The organism is Halorubrum salipaludis, from assembly GCF_002286985.1.
GTDB classification, from domain to species: Archaea; Halobacteriota; Halobacteria; order Halobacteriales; family Haloferacaceae; genus Halorubrum; species Halorubrum salipaludis.
The window spans coordinates 71,289-86,912 of record NZ_NSKC01000004.1; the positions used below are offsets into that span (position 1 = coordinate 71,289).

At 62.1% G+C, this 15,624-nt stretch carries 17 protein-coding genes; 6 read left to right on the forward strand and 11 right to left on the reverse strand.

All coding sequences use genetic code 11. From position 1 onward, the window contains the following. Positions 1–16: 16 nt before the first annotated feature. Together CK500_RS08360 and CK500_RS08365 are read right to left on the reverse strand one after the other, a co-directional pair. Positions 17–445, reverse strand: coding sequence for a hypothetical protein (locus tag CK500_RS08360; RefSeq protein WP_095636787.1), 429 nt, complete (start codon positions 443–445; stop codon positions 17–19). A gap of 85 nt (positions 446–530) precedes the next feature. Further along, complete coding sequence (locus tag CK500_RS08365; protein ID WP_095636788.1) at positions 531–1,931, reverse strand: DNA polymerase Y family protein; 1,401 nt, start codon at positions 1,929–1,931, stop codon at positions 531–533. Positions 1,932–1,994: 63 nt separating this feature from the next. Between CK500_RS08365 and CK500_RS08370 the strand changes: the two genes are divergently transcribed. Continuing rightward, entirely contained in the window at positions 1,995–3,083 is a 1,089-nt protein-coding gene (locus CK500_RS08370; protein ID WP_158224035.1) for a tyrosine-type recombinase/integrase, read from the forward strand. Positions 3,084–3,088: 5 nt separating this feature from the next. On the opposite strand, the gene CK500_RS16835 is transcribed toward CK500_RS08370, so the two are convergent. From CK500_RS16835 to CK500_RS17200, 6 genes are all read right to left on the reverse strand, one after another. Continuing rightward, entirely contained in the window at positions 3,089–3,538 is a 450-nt protein-coding gene (locus tag CK500_RS16835; protein WP_144049534.1) for a hypothetical protein, read from the reverse strand. Between the two features lie 831 nt (positions 3,539–4,369). Further along, positions 4,370–4,681, reverse strand: a complete 312-nt coding sequence (locus CK500_RS08375) for a hypothetical protein (RefSeq protein ID WP_144049535.1) — start codon at positions 4,679–4,681, stop codon at positions 4,370–4,372. After that, positions 4,678–5,496 carry a hypothetical protein gene (locus CK500_RS16840; RefSeq protein WP_144049536.1) on the reverse strand — a complete coding sequence of 273 codons (819 nt, stop codon included), beginning with the start codon at positions 5,494–5,496 and terminating at the stop codon, positions 4,678–4,680. The genes CK500_RS08375 and CK500_RS16840 overlap by 4 nt, the downstream gene beginning before the upstream one ends. Before the next feature lie 68 nt (positions 5,497–5,564). Continuing rightward, positions 5,565–6,272, reverse strand: a complete 708-nt coding sequence (locus CK500_RS08385) for a hypothetical protein (protein ID WP_095636792.1) — start codon at positions 6,270–6,272, stop codon at positions 5,565–5,567. Then, a complete protein-coding gene (locus tag CK500_RS08390) occupies positions 6,272–6,547 on the reverse strand; it encodes a hypothetical protein (protein ID WP_144049537.1) in 276 nt (91 codons plus the stop codon). Before CK500_RS08390 ends, CK500_RS08385 begins: the two co-directional genes overlap by 1 nt. Positions 6,548–6,712: 165 nt before the next feature. After that, complete coding sequence (locus tag CK500_RS17200; RefSeq protein WP_158224036.1) at positions 6,713–6,886, reverse strand: hypothetical protein; 174 nt, start codon at positions 6,884–6,886, stop codon at positions 6,713–6,715. A gap of 625 nt (positions 6,887–7,511) precedes the next feature. Between CK500_RS17200 and CK500_RS08395 the strand changes: the two genes are divergently transcribed. Then, positions 7,512–8,216, forward strand: a complete 705-nt coding sequence (locus tag CK500_RS08395) for a hypothetical protein (RefSeq protein ID WP_144049538.1) — start codon at positions 7,512–7,514, stop codon at positions 8,214–8,216. Positions 8,217–8,290: 74 nt separating this feature from the next. On the opposite strand, the gene CK500_RS08400 is transcribed toward CK500_RS08395, so the two are convergent. Both CK500_RS08400 and CK500_RS16845 read right to left on the reverse strand, forming a co-directional pair. After that, positions 8,291–8,914 (reverse strand): tyrosine-type recombinase/integrase, encoded by a 624-nt coding sequence (locus CK500_RS08400; RefSeq protein ID WP_095637059.1) that lies wholly within the window; start codon positions 8,912–8,914, stop codon positions 8,291–8,293. Positions 8,915–9,080: 166 nt separating this feature from the next. After that, the gene (locus tag CK500_RS16845) at positions 9,081–9,647 is read right to left on the reverse strand and encodes a hypothetical protein (protein WP_144049539.1); all 567 of its coding nucleotides are present in this window, start codon (positions 9,645–9,647) and stop codon (positions 9,081–9,083) included. Positions 9,648–10,172: 525 nt separating this feature from the next. On the opposite strand from CK500_RS16845, the gene CK500_RS08405 reads away from it, so the two are divergent. From CK500_RS08405 to CK500_RS08420, 4 genes are all read left to right on the forward strand, one after another. Beyond that, entirely contained in the window at positions 10,173–11,945 is a 1,773-nt protein-coding gene (locus CK500_RS08405; protein ID WP_095636795.1) for a PAS domain-containing protein, read from the forward strand. 106 nt (positions 11,946–12,051) lie between these two features. Further along, a complete protein-coding gene (locus CK500_RS08410; protein WP_095636796.1) occupies positions 12,052–13,368 on the forward strand; it encodes an MFS transporter in 1,317 nt (438 codons plus the stop codon). 84 nt (positions 13,369–13,452) lie between these two features. Then, the gene (locus CK500_RS08415) at positions 13,453–13,731 is read left to right on the forward strand and encodes a zinc ribbon domain-containing protein (RefSeq protein ID WP_095636797.1); all 279 of its coding nucleotides are present in this window, start codon (positions 13,453–13,455) and stop codon (positions 13,729–13,731) included. A gap of 101 nt (positions 13,732–13,832) precedes the next feature. Continuing rightward, positions 13,833–14,513 carry a phosphate ABC transporter permease gene (locus tag CK500_RS08420; RefSeq protein ID WP_095636798.1) on the forward strand — a complete coding sequence of 227 codons (681 nt, stop codon included), beginning with the start codon at positions 13,833–13,835 and terminating at the stop codon, positions 14,511–14,513. Positions 14,514–14,546: 33 nt separating this feature from the next. Here the strand turns inward: CK500_RS08420 and CK500_RS08425 are convergent, their stop codons facing one another. Further along, the gene (locus CK500_RS08425; RefSeq protein ID WP_095636799.1) at positions 14,547–15,404 is read right to left on the reverse strand and encodes a 3-hydroxyacyl-CoA dehydrogenase family protein; all 858 of its coding nucleotides are present in this window, start codon (positions 15,402–15,404) and stop codon (positions 14,547–14,549) included. Between the last annotated feature and the right edge of the window lie 220 nt (positions 15,405–15,624).

Below are 15,624 nucleotides of genomic sequence, written 5' to 3' on the forward strand. Positions count from 1 at the left end.
CGCGGCCGCCTGACCGTCACACGCGGAGTCGCTCGACCGCGATCGCGGCGAGCGTCCCGACGACCCACGCGATCGTCCCCAGCGCGACGGCCTCGACGCCGAGGAAGACGAGCCCGTCGGGCGAGAGGAACGCGACGACGCGCTCGCCGAGCGACCGCCCCGAGAGGCCGAGCAGGTAGTGGTCCGCGGTGGAGCCGAGGAGCGCGCCGTAGACGCTCGCCCACGCGAGGACCAGCCCGCTCCGTCGGGAGGCGAGGGCCGCGGCCGCGAGAACGCCGAGCGCGGCGGCGTCGACCGGGAGGAACACGACGCCGCCGGAGACCGCGAACAGGCCCACCGCGTAGGCGGCGAACGAGGCGAGGAAGACCAGCGGCGGGACGAGGAGCCGTCGTCGGTGCGAGCGGGTCCGCTCCGAGCCGAGGAGGACGCGGCGAGCGAGGGACATGCCTCCCGATGGTCGCGATACGGCAATAAAACCGGTCGCCGGTCGCGGCGCCGCCGGCCGTCCCGGGGATCGGCGGCGGACGCCCTCAGGCCCAGTCGCCGAGCGACGCCTGGCCGTCTCCGCGCTCGCCCGTCCGTCGGCTCCCGTTCTCGTCCGGTTCGTCCCCGTCGTTCGCCCGCGGATCGCCGCCGACCCAGTCGGTGAGCTTTCCGCCGTCGCCGGCCGCGGGCGCCGAGCGTCCTCCGGCCGTCCCGCCCTCCTCCCCCTCGGCCGCGTCGAACCCGCCGAGCGTCGCCTGGTCGCTCTCGGCGAAGTCGAGCTTCGAGACGCGCACCCCGAGCTTGCGGACCCGGTCGCCGGCGAACTCGTCGAGGAGGTCCAGCGCCGTCGACTCCACGAGGTCGGGGTCGTCGACGGGACCGGGGAGACTCCGGGCGCGGGTGTTCACCTCGTAGGGGGGCTCGACCGCCTTGATCCCGATGGTGCGGTACAGACACCCCCGCTCGCGGGCGCGGCGGGCCACGTCGGCGGCCAGCGCGCGCACCGTCTCCCGCTTCGCCGCCTCGTCGGCGGTCGCCGACAGCGACGACTCCCGCGACAGGCTCTTGGGGAGTCCCGTGGGCGTGACCTCCCGGTCGTCCTCGCCCCGCGCCCGCCGGTACAGCTCCCGGCCGCGGTCCCCGAGCTCGTCGCCGAGCCGGTCGGGGTCGGCGGCGGCGAGGTCGCCCGCGGTCTCGATCCCCAGATCAGCCAGCGTCCGCTCCGTCACCGGGCCGACGCCGTGGATCTCCGCGGTCGGAAGGGGCGCGAGGAACGACTCGACCTCGCCCGGCGGCACGACGACGAGCCCGTCCGGCTTGTCGGCGTCGCTGGCGACCTTCGCGGTCGACATGTTCGGCGCGACGCCGACGCTCGCGGGCACGCCGGCCTCGCGCTCGATGCGCTCCTTGACGTGCCGGGCGTACCCCTCCGCCAGGGTGCGGACCTCCGCGGGGCCGGCCGCGGCGCTCGGCGGGGGGTCGGTGGTGTCGTCGCCAGAATCGGTCGGGCCCCCCGCGGCGTCCCACGCGGTCCGGTCGGTGACGTCGAGGTACGCCTCGTCGACGCTCACCTCGCGGAGGGTGTCGGCGCAGTCGCGGAGGACGCTTTTCACGTCGCTCGCGACCTCCTTGTAGTAGTCGAGGTCGACGGGGAGGTAGCGACCCGCCTCCTCCGGGTCGGGCGCGTCCGGGTCGTCGGGGTCGGCGTCGGCCCGCCGGGGGAGCAGGTCGAGCGCCTCCGAGATCGGCATCGCGCTCTCGACGCCGAACGCGCGCGCCTCGTAGCTCGCGGTCGCGACCGCGCCGATCGTCTCGCCCGCCTCGTAGCCCATGCCGACGACGAGGGGCTCGCCCGCCAGCTCGGGGCGGCGCAGGCGCTCGCAGGAGGCGTAAAAGCAGTCCATGTCGACATGGAACACGACGCGGTCGCTCCCCGCGTCGCGCATGTCACGCGTAAATGTGTCCAAAGTCACGGTGACGCACCCCGTCTCAGCATCCAACGACGGTGTGTGTCGACGCACGGCGTGAAAAGACACGTATCGGACCACACGGCGTTCGGGCTTCCCAAACCAACGATGACCGAACTGGAACCCATCACGCCACGAGAAGCGTTAGAATTGTACTGTGAAGACATTGACGGCGAGCTATCACCAAACTCGGTTCGCGCCAAACGGTATCAACTAAGCAAATTTGTCGAATGGTGCGAAGGTGCGGACACTGACGAACCGAGAGTGGAGAATCTGAATAACATCACGGGGCGAGACGTGACCCGATTCAAGAACTGGCGGAGTGAGGGAATCAACAAGGTCACGCTCCGCACTAACCTCTCCGCACTACGGACGTTCATGCGATTCTGTGTGTCCGTTGACGCGGTCTCTCACGCCATGCCAGAGAAAGTGAACGTCCCGAAGCTGGATAGTGGTGCGAACCACAACGACGAACACATTGATGCGTCCGAAGCTGAGGCGATTCTTGAGTATCTGAACCGCTTTGAGTACGCCTCACTGGACCACGTACTGTTCAAGCTTCAATGGACCACCGCCATGCGTATGGGCGGACTCCACAGTCTCGACGTGGGGGATTTTGATGCTGAGAACGGAACCCTCTCAGTCACTAATCGCCCCGAGAAAGGGACCCGCTTGAAAAACGGTGACGACGGTGAACGCGTCGTCACGCTTGATGCGGAGACGGCGGCGATTGTCGCTGATTACATTGAGTATCAACGTGTCGGCGTGACGGATGACCACGGGCGAGACCCACTTTTCAGTTCAAAATACGGGCGGATGAACAAGCAAAACCTCAACAAGCGCATCTATCGGGTAACAACGCCGTGCTACACCTCACGCGGATGTCCCGCTGATAAGGACCCACTTGACTGTGAACACAGTGGGTCGTATGACAACTACGTCACGTGTCCATATAACACGCGACCACACGCGATTCGGGGCGGTTCTATCACCTACTGGCTACGGAACGACGTTCCGAAAAAAGCCGTTGGTGATAGGGTCAACGCTTCGATGAAAACACTGGATAGACACTACGACGAGCGGAGTGAAGAGGAAAAAGCGGAACAGCGGAGAGACTTCTTCGCTCAATAGAGCTACTATAAATTTTCTCGCTCTTTTTCCGCTTTCTCTTTCACTGTTTCTGCTTGGTCTCGGGCGTCACGTGCGTCATCAAAAAACCCATTTGGGATACTTCGACCAATAGAGTATTCCTTAACAGTCTGACAATCTCCTACCAATTTTTCGCAGTCTGCAACAAGGTCCTCACTGACAGAAAGAGGAGCTTCCGCTAAATGGTTAGACAAGTTGGCTTGAACTCCCGCACAGGTGCTTCTAATAATAGGTGCTTGTTCTTTTCTGGCTTGTTGGGTCATCGTAAGGGGTTGAGAGTTATCTATTCGTTCTGTAAGACGAATTGTTGTATCGAACCAAGACCTAATCTCTCGTTCCTCTGATTTTTTATGTCTGTATTCCTCGATTCCGAGACCGACGAGACCGCTAATTAGACCGCCAAGAATCGGTCCTACTATCGCGGCTACATTTACCATATTGGGGATATGTGAACGGGTTTTCTTGAATCTCCCCCAAAGTCTATTTTAAGTATGACCTTTTGCGCTCGTTAGTATAGGGCGCGAGATTTGTCGGTCAATGACCGCCCACTCTCCACCGAGAGGTGGGGGATGTCAAAGTCAATCTCCTTTCTTGGGGCGACTGCTCATAGTCGGTGGGGTGGGACCCTCCGCCACGTCTCCCTTTCTACGTTTTCCAAATGTGCGTAGCCGTTGCTATCCGATTTTGAATACAGTAGGAGCAAAGTAGGGGATAGCAGGGATTTAGCGGTTGCAACCTTCTCAAGGAATAGGTTATTTCCATTGTCCCACTTTTCAACGGATATGAACCGTTTCAAGCAAATTATCTCAGATACGGTACTTGGACAGTTGTACCAAGGAATATCATTTTATCAAAATATGGGGCGTTTGCGTCTAATGCAAAAGGCCTTGATTAGTAGTGTCGTTAGAAATATTTCACTTGTTTGCGTTCTCGTCTTAGTCTTTCAAAATACCAATTCCGTAGGGATTGCTATCGTCGGGTTAGGTGCATCGACATTAGCATACGTAGCACTACGAATGAGGGTCCACGCACTTGATTTTGTAGAGCGCCGCGATGACCGATTCGCCAGTCCCTCACGTCGTAAATCCTATTTTGACGTACTAAATGTAGGAGATTCAATATTTGGATTCCTCTGCGTTGTTGTTGGATTTTCACTAAGGATACTATTCTCCTTGTGATGAACCATCCAACTATCAAACACCCGTCTCCATTACTTCCCTATACAACTAACGTGAAAGGGGATACTTAAACGAGAGTGGGGTGGCGCGCTATACGAACTGTTCCAGCCCGACGGGTTCGTAGTCACCAAGTTCACGCTGTTCCAAGTCCATCGCCGTCAGTTTCCCGTTCCGTTGATGGAACGAGAAATTGTCAAACTCATACACAACGCCTTGAAGCGTCTGGCGGGCGACGCCGAACAAGTCCGCTATCTCTCTCGTGGAGTATTTCAGTTCCTCGTGGAAATATTGGAGAACACGCTTCGACTTCCACGGACTATCAAGTTCGACTAACAACCTCGTGATTTCGTCACTTGGAACGTCGCAATCATACTCGTGGTCCTCCGCAGTGTAGTCCGTCATGCGGACCACCCCACATTTTCGACCGCGGTTTTCAGAACAAATCCGTGTTTCTCCGCGACGTTCTCCGCGTCAAGGCGGCGCTGTAGAACGCGCTGTATCCGTTCGTCGTCAGTGACGTGGTGTAAATTATTCAGAACACGGAACCGTTCAGCGGGCGACGTGGCGCGTTCAAGAGTATTCTGTATCTGTTCAATCTCGTCGCTATCGGCGCTAATACCGCGGATTCTCGTCGAAACAAACTCGTCGCGGGCGAGGACAAGCGCCGCGCTCGCCGTCGCCTCGAATTTCCGCCCGTTCGTTTCGCTCTCGTCAAGTGAGGCGACGAGAGTCCGCGCTTCATTCTCGGTCGCCCCGTCGGTGTTCAATTCGTCCGCGACGTTCGAGACGACCGCCATAAGTGTCATACTTCTTATTCGGTCGTTCCCGTTCGTCTCAACGCCAGCGCCGCGGTGGAGGTTCAGATAGTCCTCACCTTCGGAGTCGTAGCGGTCGCTGTCGAACGTCAGAATCTCCTCGTCGCGTTTGCGGAGGCGTTCCCACTGTTCAGTGTCGCAATCGTTCTTACTGATTTGTGACCCGAGTGGGCGTCCGCTGTTCTCGCCACGCTTCGGGCTGTCACGGGTCGAGAGTTTCCGACCGTCGGTCGTACTGGTGTCGTACTCTCGTCCGCGGATTTTTGTTCCACTGTTTTCGTTCGGACGGGAGAACGGCGACGCACTGGCGGGACTACGGTCTAAACCGTCGTCAATCCACGTCGTTGGTCGCTGTTTGAAAACGATACTGCTGTTGCTGTCGCTTGGGTGCGTACTGCTCATAAATTTGAATTGTGTGGTACGCCCCGATGGGAAGCCGAGGCGGTGTTCAGAATCGCGTAGTCGTTCGTCTATTCGTCGCGTTCGACCGTGACTGACGGGTCACGGGCGACCGCTTCGGTGTCGATATTCGTTCCGACGTTTCCGCTTTCAGAGAAATTCAGCGACGCTCCGCCCAACTTGTGGGACGGTTCGTTGTCGTCGTTCTCGGTCGCCTCAATCAGCCCAACGTTGCGGAGAACACGGCGGACTTGTTCGGGCTTAACCCGTTGGTTGCTGTCGTCGCTGAACACATCCGCGATTTCGTCAGCCGAAAGACCGAGTCCCGCATATAGGTTCGAAACAACGAGCGGGTTCGTCGGCGTCACCATGTCGTCTGGATAGTCGTCCGTCAGTTCCGTGAGACGTTCGTCAGTCAGTCGCTGTTCCCTCTCGTCATCATTGTCGGGGCTTTCTCCACTGAATAACTGAATCGATTTCTCGAACGCCTCACGCCACTCACGGACAATCATACGGTCGCCCGTCGCTGGCGTCGTCTCCGCGATTGCGTCGTCAATACTACTCACCAAGTCGTGACCGAACAAGTCCGTGACAAACTCTCGTGCTTCGGGCGTCGTCAAGTCGTCGGGCTGTTCTGGATACTCGTCGTAGTTGTCACCGACGAGAGGGTCCGATTCTTTGTAGCCGAGACGCGGGCGATTCAAGATTTCGTCTATTCGGTCGCTACGGTCCTCTGCGGCGTCGCCGTTACGCTGTCGGGCGTTCTCAATATCGTACATCAGTTCTCACCCTCGTAGGCGTCCGCTGGCGTCAGAACGTGAGCGACGCCTTCGCCATAGTCGAGAATCTTCGCCCCGTCCGCGACAGAGAACGTGTCCGCGTCACCGTAGCGGTAGATGGAAAACACGTACTCTCGCTCGTCGTCGGCGTTGGCGGTATACGCCGCTCGAAGGCGTCCGTCGTCGCGGTCGTAGGTCGGCGTCGCAGATTCGGACACCTCCACAGTGTCGAACGCGCTAATCTGTCGGTCAACCACTCGAATCTCGTTACTCATGATTGCTGTACCTCTCGGTCAGTTCGATTCGACGTTCGTCGTCGGGAACGTGGGAAAACTCGGAGTCGCCAGTGTAACAGTCTCGACAGTGAAGATAGCCGTTCTCGTCTGGAAATTCCCCGAACTGGTGACATCCGCCATGCGCGCAATCCTCTACGATTTCGCTCAAGCGATAGTCACCTCGTTGCTGTCGTCGCTGTCCTCGATAATTTTCCGCGCTCCTACTCGGGCGACATAGCCGAGCGGAACGTCCGCCTCGAACTGTGCTTTTGCTGATTTCAACATCTGTGCGTCCGTGTCGTTCACGCGAATAGCGTGTTCTCTCGTTTCGTCGGTCATCTCTTCTCGTTGAACGGGGCGTTCAACTTCTCCCCCTTCGTATAGTACGTACTGACAAGTTAGAATTAGCCGCTCTACCGCCCGATTTCGCTATCTGGGTTCTCTCGAAGTTCGTCGTCTCGTTCAACGCTCGCCCTACTTCTATCGTAGTCAGCTTGAGAGACAGCCCGCGGTCCTCACTACACCCCTTTATATATCCACCTTCAACGTACTTTAGATAGGGAGGTAGTGGAGAGTGGTATGGGTTGCGGTGAGATAGTAGGAGAACCGCCGTGGGGTTGCGGGACTTCAACGGGGCGGGACCCGAACGGACGGTTCAAGGACTGTCCGTTGAAAAAAGGGACTTTGCTGGCGATTTATCAGCGTACGTCTATCTACCACGCCCGCCGATAATCGGGCGTCAGTCCGTTCTATGCTGATTCTCTCTTTTCCGTGACCTTTGACGAGCTATTGATATGGCGACTTCTTTCGAGCGAATCGTTCAGATATTCCGCTGTCCATCCGCGACGTGGCGGACTGGCGTTCAACGAATCGCGTTCAACGAGTATGGTGGGAGATGGGATTGCGAAAGCGGTCAAATAGGCGAAGATGCGCCTTCTATGCGGGCGATTTATCGGACGCTTACGTGACCATGACAACCACTTGTCCAACTTGTAGCGACGAATACGATAAACTCGGGAATCACTTTCAGTGGCGACCCGACCACCGTCCCGAACTGTCCGACCGCCAGCACGGAATCATAGACTATCTGATACTCCGCGGCGCGACTGTCCGTGACGAAAACGCAAAATCCCGATTAGAGGTGTATTCAACGTCAGAGGCGTGGATTACCGACGTTTCGGACACCCTTGGGTGGGTTGCGGGCGACCCTTGGGTTCAGCAATCCGCCAGCGACGTAGCCGACCGTTCGAGTCGTCGGTACAACGTCGACGTTGCTGTAGACGACTGTAGCGACTTGTGGGCGTTCACAACGGTCCCACACCCGTCGTTGGACTACGGCGGACCAACGGACGTGGAGGAACTACGCCCGCTCACGCTTCGCTTACTCGTCTCTACAGTGGGGGAGTGGGTCGGACTACTGTTCGGGTCACTCCACCTCGACGTTCGAGGTTGGGACGTGTCTGGCGACCACCTCCGCGGGCTACTCTCGAAACGTGGCGTTCCGACCGCGGAGCACAACGGCGACGGCTATGCGGAGGACAGCCCGACGTGTCGCTATCACTACGATGACGACGTAGTAGTTGTACCACACTACGACGCGCTTGAACTACTCGACAGCGTTGGGCTGTCGCTGTCCGACGTGGCGGAACCGATTACTTTCCAGAATTAGCGATTAATGCGCGTAGTCCGAACGCGGACAGCGAGGGACCGAAGGGACCGCTCCCGACACGCGGTCGCTGTTCCTCACACTCGGTCCAAGTGGTCATAGACCCGTTCCGTCGTCTGAATCGAACGGTGACGAAGGCGGTTCCGAACGTCATACAGTGTGTTTCCATTCTCGCGGTTCATCATGCGGTAGGCGACGCTGTGGCGTAGTGCGTGCGGGCTAACGTCCGTTGGGTCGCCAAGTCCTTCGAGAGTGTAGGGTTCTATGTCGGCGTCAGTGGCGGCGTCTCGAACGACGTTGCGGACACTCTCGGTAGTCATGCGGTCGGACTGACGAGACGGAAAGAGCGCGTCAGATTCTTTCCAGCGATTCGAGAGATACGTTCGTAGCGTGCGAACCGTCTCGCCCGCCAGTTCAATCTCGGTGTAGTCGGGGCTATTGTCGTTCGGATAGTCTTTCTGAATATCCGCGGGTAGCATCAATACGCCGTCCTCAAAATCAATCATATCCACGTCGACGGCGACCGCCTCACCAACGCGTAGCCCCGTGTCTGCCAAGAGGGCTATCAGCGCGTCGTTCCGCGTGGCGAGATAGTCCGCGCTGTTCTCCACTGTGGCGTTCCGCATGGCGTCTATCTGTTCGGGCTTTAGCCAGACGCGAGCCTTCGGGTCTTGAGTTTGGGAATCTGTAGATTCGGACATGTGGGACACCTTCGTATATAAATGAATACACCCCATCCACTAATGAGTTTTGGAGTCTACAAATATAATCCCAAACTCAATATGCTACTACTCCCCCCGTCGAAATTAGATTTGGGACGGGTCCCATACTCCACGGAATAGGGGGTGGAATTACACCAGAGAACTGCTACTCTCTCATCCACAAGACTGCTTGTGTGACAAAACCAACTGCTACCATTAGTCCGCCAAAATAAACGCTGTCTGATAGTATAAGACCAATAAATGTGCCTACTGAGAATGCTACACCTCCTGAGAAGATGTCAACTTCTATAATATATATTCCATATCTCCAAGCGATTGATAAGCCCCCCCAAAAAATACCATATGACATCAATTCAATTGGAGAGCCCGCATTAAATTCAGTTTGAGGTTCTTTTTCGCCAGTAATCTCATCGAGTGGAGGTGAAATCATCCATGTTCCAATAAACAATAATATAGCAATAAAGACAATTCTACTCAATAGCAAAGATAATGCATCAATAATTGTTGGTGCCACCAAAACCTCACTTAAAAAGAAAAAGAAAAATATGAGCAATCCTGCTATTATTTGAATTATGAATCCGACCAGAGAGAATATCCTTGTAAAAACGGCCCAATCTTTCGTAGACAGAGACTTTTTAGATGCTTTTATTGACTCTACGGGAAACAAGTCATTAAATATGGTCCGCAGAACTGAACGAGGACTCTTGTCCATATATCAAGTAGTGCCTATTCTAATTTAATAGTTGGAGTGCCGAAGTCCACTCACGTTGCGACGGAGAAAGTTTCTATACGGTCAAATCTGTAGACACACGTGAAGTCACGGACGGCGTTGGTCTCAGACAAAAACACGCGTCATGCACATGGACCCGCACCCTCGTTGTCGAAAATCAAGACGCCATAACCGCCCGAAGGCGTCACGGTGTACGGAACACTGTGCGGCGAGCAAAGGCTTCGATTCAGTCCATGTCGACATGGAACACGACGCGGTCGCTCCCCGCGTCCTCGTCCGCGTCGGTCCCGGGGAGGGTTCCGCCCGCCATCGCCAGAGGCTCCGCGCCGCGCGGCCTTAAGAATCAGCCACGCGCGGCGGTAGTGGAATCTCCCGGAATCATCCCGTGGTGAACCACCCGGAATCACCCCCGTCGTGAGCGGACGCCGGAGCGGCAGCGGCGCTCACGTCCTCAGAACTGATATCGGAGGCGGTATTCGTTTATCCGGGGGGGACCAAGACCGTGTCATGTCCGAACGGATCGACGTGTTACACGTCGACGACGACCCGTCCGTGCTGGATCTCACGGAGGCGTTCCTCGAACGCGAGCTGGCGTCCGTCGCGGTGACGAGCGTCACGGACCCGTCGGCCGCGCTCGACCGGCTCGACGACGGCGAGTTCGACTGCGTCGTCAGCGACTACGACATGCCCGGCACGGACGGGCTGGAGCTCTTCGAGACGATCCACTCGGAGCACCGCAAGCTCCCCTTCGTCCTCTACACCGGGAAGGGGTCGGAAGAGATCGCCAGTCAGGCGCTCAACGCGGGCGTCACCGGCTACTTCCAGAAGGGCGGCCCCGAGCAGCTCCGGCGGCTCGCGAACCGCGTCCAGCAGGCGGTCGACGAGCACCGGACCCGCGAGATCGCGGACCGCTACTCGACGGTCATCGACGCGCTCGGCTACCCCGTGTACGTCGTCGACGAGACCGGCGTCTTCCGGTTCGTCAACGAGCCGTTCGCGGAGCTGACCGGCTACGACCGCGAGGAGATAATCGGCAGCAAGCCGGGGTTCATCAAGGACGACGAGGCGGTCGCGGAGGCCGAGCACCGGCTCGGCCGGGTGCTGTCGAGCGACGGCCCCGACGTGGAGCGCTTCTCGGTCGACATCGTCCCGAAGGAGGGCGAGCCGATCCCCTGCCGGGACCACATGGCCGCGCTGCCGTACGAGGGCGAGTGCTTCGAGGGGAGCGTCGGGATCCTCCGGGACGTCTCCGACGAGCGCGCGCGCCGCGAGGAGCTGGAGACGAAGACGCGGGCGCTCGACGAGGCGCCGGTCGGCATCACGATCACCGACCCGGACCTGCCGGACAACCCGATGGTGTACGTCAACGACCGGTTCGTCGAGATGACCGGCTACGACCGTGGCGACGCGGTCGGCGTCAACTGCCGGTTCCTGCAGGGAGACGACACCGACGAGGAGCCGGTCGCCCGGCTCCGCGAGGCGATCGACGCCGGGGAGCCGGAGAGCGTGGAGCTGTTGAACTACCGGAAGGACGGCACGCCGTTCTGGAACCGCGTCAGCGTCGCGCCGATCCGCGACGACGACGGGTCGGTCTCGGAGTGGGTCGGCTTCCAAGAGGACATCACGGCGTTCAAGCAGCGCGAGGCGGCGCTCCAGCGCCAGAACGAGCGGCTCGACGCCTTCGCGGGCATCGTCTCGCACGACCTCCGGAACCCGCTCAACGTCGCGCAGGGACGCGTGGATATGGCGCGGGAGCTGGCCGAGGACCCGTCGCACCTCGACGCCGCGGCCGACGCGCTCGACCGCATCGAGTCGATCGTCGAGCACACCCTCACCCTCGCCCGGGAGGGCGAGACCGTCGGCGACCCGGAGCCGGTCGCGATCGGGCGGATCGCCGCCGACAGCTGGGAGACGGTCGACACCGGGTCGGCGTCGCTGTCGAACGAGGCGGACGGCGAGGTGCTCGCGGACCCGGACCGGCTCCGGAACCTGTTCGAGAACCTCGTCCGCAATAGCGTCGAACACGCCGGCGACGACGTGCGGATCCGCGTCGGCGACCTCCCGGACGGGTTCTTCGTCGAGGACGACGGCCCCGGCATCCCCGATTCGATCCGCGACGCCCTCTTCGAGCCCGGGGAGAGCGGGATCGAAGGCAACACCGGGTTCGGGCTCGCGATCGTCCAGGAGATCGCCACCGCCCACGGGTGGACCGTCGAGGCGGTCGACGCGGCCGACGGGGGCGCGCGGTTCGAGATCCGCGGGGTCGAGCGGCCCTCGTAGCCGGAGCAGTCGAGCCCCTCCGACGGCTGAGGGCGCCCGGCGACGGAACCGGATCGATCCCCGCCGTTCGCAAACGCCTTTGTGCTCGCGGGCGAATCCGCCCTCGATGGGAGTTCTCTCGGGCATCGTCGACACCGACCGCCGGGTGATCGTGCTCGCGCTCGCCCGGATGGTCGGCGCCGCCGGCAACTCCTTTCTCATCGTCGTCCTCCCGCTGTACGTCGCCAGCGACCTGGTCGACATCGAGCCGCTCCTCGGGGCGTCGGTCGGCGTCGGCGCGGCGTCGGTGACGCTCACCGAACCGCTGCTCATCGGGCTCGTACTCTCGCTTTTCGGGTTCCTCAACAGCCTCTCGCAGCCCCTGACGGGGCGTCTCTCGGACCGGATCGGCGTCCGGCGACCCTTCGTGCTGATCGGGATCCTCCTTCTGGGGACCGCCAGCGGGCTCTACACGGTCGCGGACGCCTACTGGCAGCTGATCGCGCTCCGGGCGGCCCAGGGGTTCGGGGCGGCGCTCATCATCCCGGCGACGGTCGCGCTGGTCAACGAGTACGCCGCGAGCGACGACGACCGCGGCGGCAACTTCGGCGTGTACAACACCTTCCGGCTGATCGGGTTCGGCTTCGGCCCGGTCCTCGCCGGCGCCGTCGTGGAGCGCGGTCCGTACGACCTCTCCGCGGTCGGCCTCCCGATCCTCGACGGGTTCGACGCCGCGTTCGCGGCGGCCTGTTTCGGCGCGTACCTCAGCTTCGCCCTCGTCTTCCTCCTCGTTCGCGACGCCGCCGAGTCGAGCGAGGCGAGCGACGACCTCTCGATCCGGGTCCGCGGCGAGGGGCGCCTGCTCGACCCGGTGTTCGCGCTCGGGCTGGCGACGGTGGCGATGGGGATCTGCATCGCGCTGTTCGCGACCCTCCAGAACCAGGTGAACGTCCGGCTCGATCAGGCGCCGGTGTGGTTCGGGCTCCAGTTCGCGGCGGTCACCATCGCGAACGTGCTCCTCCAGGTCCCCGTCGGGCAGGCCAGCGACCGGATCGGGCGCCGTCCCTTCCTGTTGGCCGGATTCGTGTTGCTCGCGCCCACGACCCTCTTACAGGGGATCGTCACCGACCCGGTCGTGATGACGCTCGTCCGGCTGGGACAGGGGGTCGCCGTCGCGTGCGTGTTCGCGCCGTCGCTGGCGCTCGCGGGCGACCTCGCGCGGGAGGGCGAGTCCGGCACGACGCTGTCGGTGCTCACCATGGGGTTCGGCTTCGGCGTCGCGGTCGGGCCGCTGGCGTCCGGCTGGCTCGTCGGCTTCGGCTTCGTCGTCCCCTTCGCGGTCGGCGCCGGGCTCGCCGTCGTCGCGCTCGTCGGCGTCGTGACGCAGGTCGAGGAGACGCTCGGGGCCGGCGAGGAGGCCCCGGCCTCGTCCGCGGCGGACTGACGGTCGCCGGTACCCACGATCGGCGGGCGCCGACGACCCCCGCGGACTGAACCCTATAAGTCCCCGACGGCCGAACCGGCGCCCGTGCCCCGCGACCGCGTCCACTGCGTCGACTGCCGGGAGCCGATCCCGAGCGACGCGCGGATCTGCCCCCACTGCGAGACCGTCCAGCCGTCGCCGCTCCTCGACGTCGGTGTCGTCGTCGCCGGCGTGTTCGCGTTCGTCTTCGGCGCGATCCTCGCGCTGATGACCCTCGGAACGACCCGCATGCTCGGGTTCCTGCTGATCGTGGTCGGATTCGGCCTCGCCGTCGGCGGCTACACCAGGTACATCGACCGGCAGGCCGGGCGTCGGGGGCGGTGAGGACGCGGAGGCGGTGAGGACGCGGGGGCGACCGGCCCGCCGCGGCTGTCGTCGTTCTCGTCTCGCGACCTTTTAAGTCGGACCGCATAGCACGTGGAGACATGATCACGCCACTCTCCGCCGGGCTCGTCGTCGCGGGGCTGCTCCTCGCGTTCGTCGGGGCCGCGGTGTCGGTCTACGCCGTCACGCTGACCGGGGTCCTCGTCGGCGCCGGCGCGGGGTACCTCGCCGCGCCGAACCTCGCCGGACTGATCGCGGTCGACGGGCTGGTGCTGACCGGCGCGGCCGCCGCGATCGGCGCCGCGGTCGGCGGGTTCCTCGCGTACGCCGGGCTCTCCTTCGCGGTCGTCGCCATCGGCGGGCTCGTCGGCGGCTTCGCCGGGCGGTTCGCGGTCGGCCCGATGTACGCGGCCGACGCGGCCGGGATCGAGGGGACGCTCCTCCTCGTCGGCGCCACCCTCGCGGGCGTCGCCGTCGGCGCGCTGTTCGGGTTCGTGATGAGCCGGACGACGCTGGTCGTCTCCACCGCCTTCATCGGCGCGGCGTTCGCGTCGCGGTCGATCACGCCCGCGACGCTGGACGCGGCCGCCGCGGAGACGACGGTCCAGCCGCTCCTGTTCGACGTGACCGCGCCCGCGTTCCTCGCCGTGTTCGCGCTCGGCGCGCTCTCCCAGCTCGGGCTGTTCAAGTTCGGCTACGTGACGAAGCTCGTCGCCCTCCTCCCCGGCGCGCGGCGGTGGACGGCGAGCGACGACGACGACAAAGGCGCAGAGGGCGCCTGACGCGTCCGACGGCGCCGCCTCGGCGAGAGCGCGCTACTCGTACTCGTAGAACCCCTTCCCCGTCTTCTTGCCGAGGTCGCCGGCCTCCACCTTGCGCTTGACGAGGTAGGCCGGCTTGTAGCGGTCACCGAGCTCCTCGTGGAGCGTCTCGCTGGCGTCCAAGACCACGTCGAGCCCGATGTGGTCGGCGAGTTCGAGGGGACCCATCGGGACGTTCGTCCCGAGCTTCATCCCGCGGTCGATGTCCGCCCTGTCGGCGACGCCCTCGTCGTACGCGCGGACGCCCTCGTTGATCCACGGCATCAGGATCCGGTTCGTGACGAAGCCGGGCTTGTCGTCCGACTCCCACGTCTCCTTGCCGAGGGCCGCCGCGAAGGCGTGCGCGAAGTCGACGACCCCCTCCGCGGTGCGCTCCCCGACGACGACCTCCACGCCGTCCATGATCGGAACCGGGTTCATGAAGTGGAGCCCGATCACGTCGCCCGCGCGGTCGGTGGCGCTCGCGATGCTCGTGATCGACAGCGTCGAGGTGTTGGTCGCGAGGGTCACGTCGTCGTCGGTCACCGCGTCGAGGTCGGCGAAGATGTCCTGCTTCACGTCGAGGTCCTCGACGGCGGCCTCGACGACCACGTCCGCGGCCGCGAGGGCGTCGAGGTCGGTGGTGCCCTCGATCCGGTCGCGGATCGCCTCGGGATCCTCGTCGAGCCGATCCTTCCCGTCGAGCCGGGCGAGGCTGTCGTCGATGCTCGCGAGCCCGCGCTCGACGTACTCCGGCTCGATGTCGCGCATCACGACCTCGTAGCCGGCGGTCGCCGCGACCTGTGCGATCCCGTTGCCCATCGTGCCGGCCCCCACAACGCCGACGGTCTCGATGTCGGATAGCTCCCGCATGCGAGACGCTGCCGCGGCGGCGGTGGTAAGTATTGCGACTCCGGTGGCGGCCCCGCGACCGATCTGGGAAGCGGGTCCGCGCTCGTCGGTCCGCGGAGAGAATTAACTATTTGAGTAGTAATACTAGTGGATCTCGGATCGGTCGCTGGGGCGGTCGACGCGGGCGCTACACACCCGATATCGATCTCGGCGACCCTCCGAGTTACCATAGTGTTTTTTA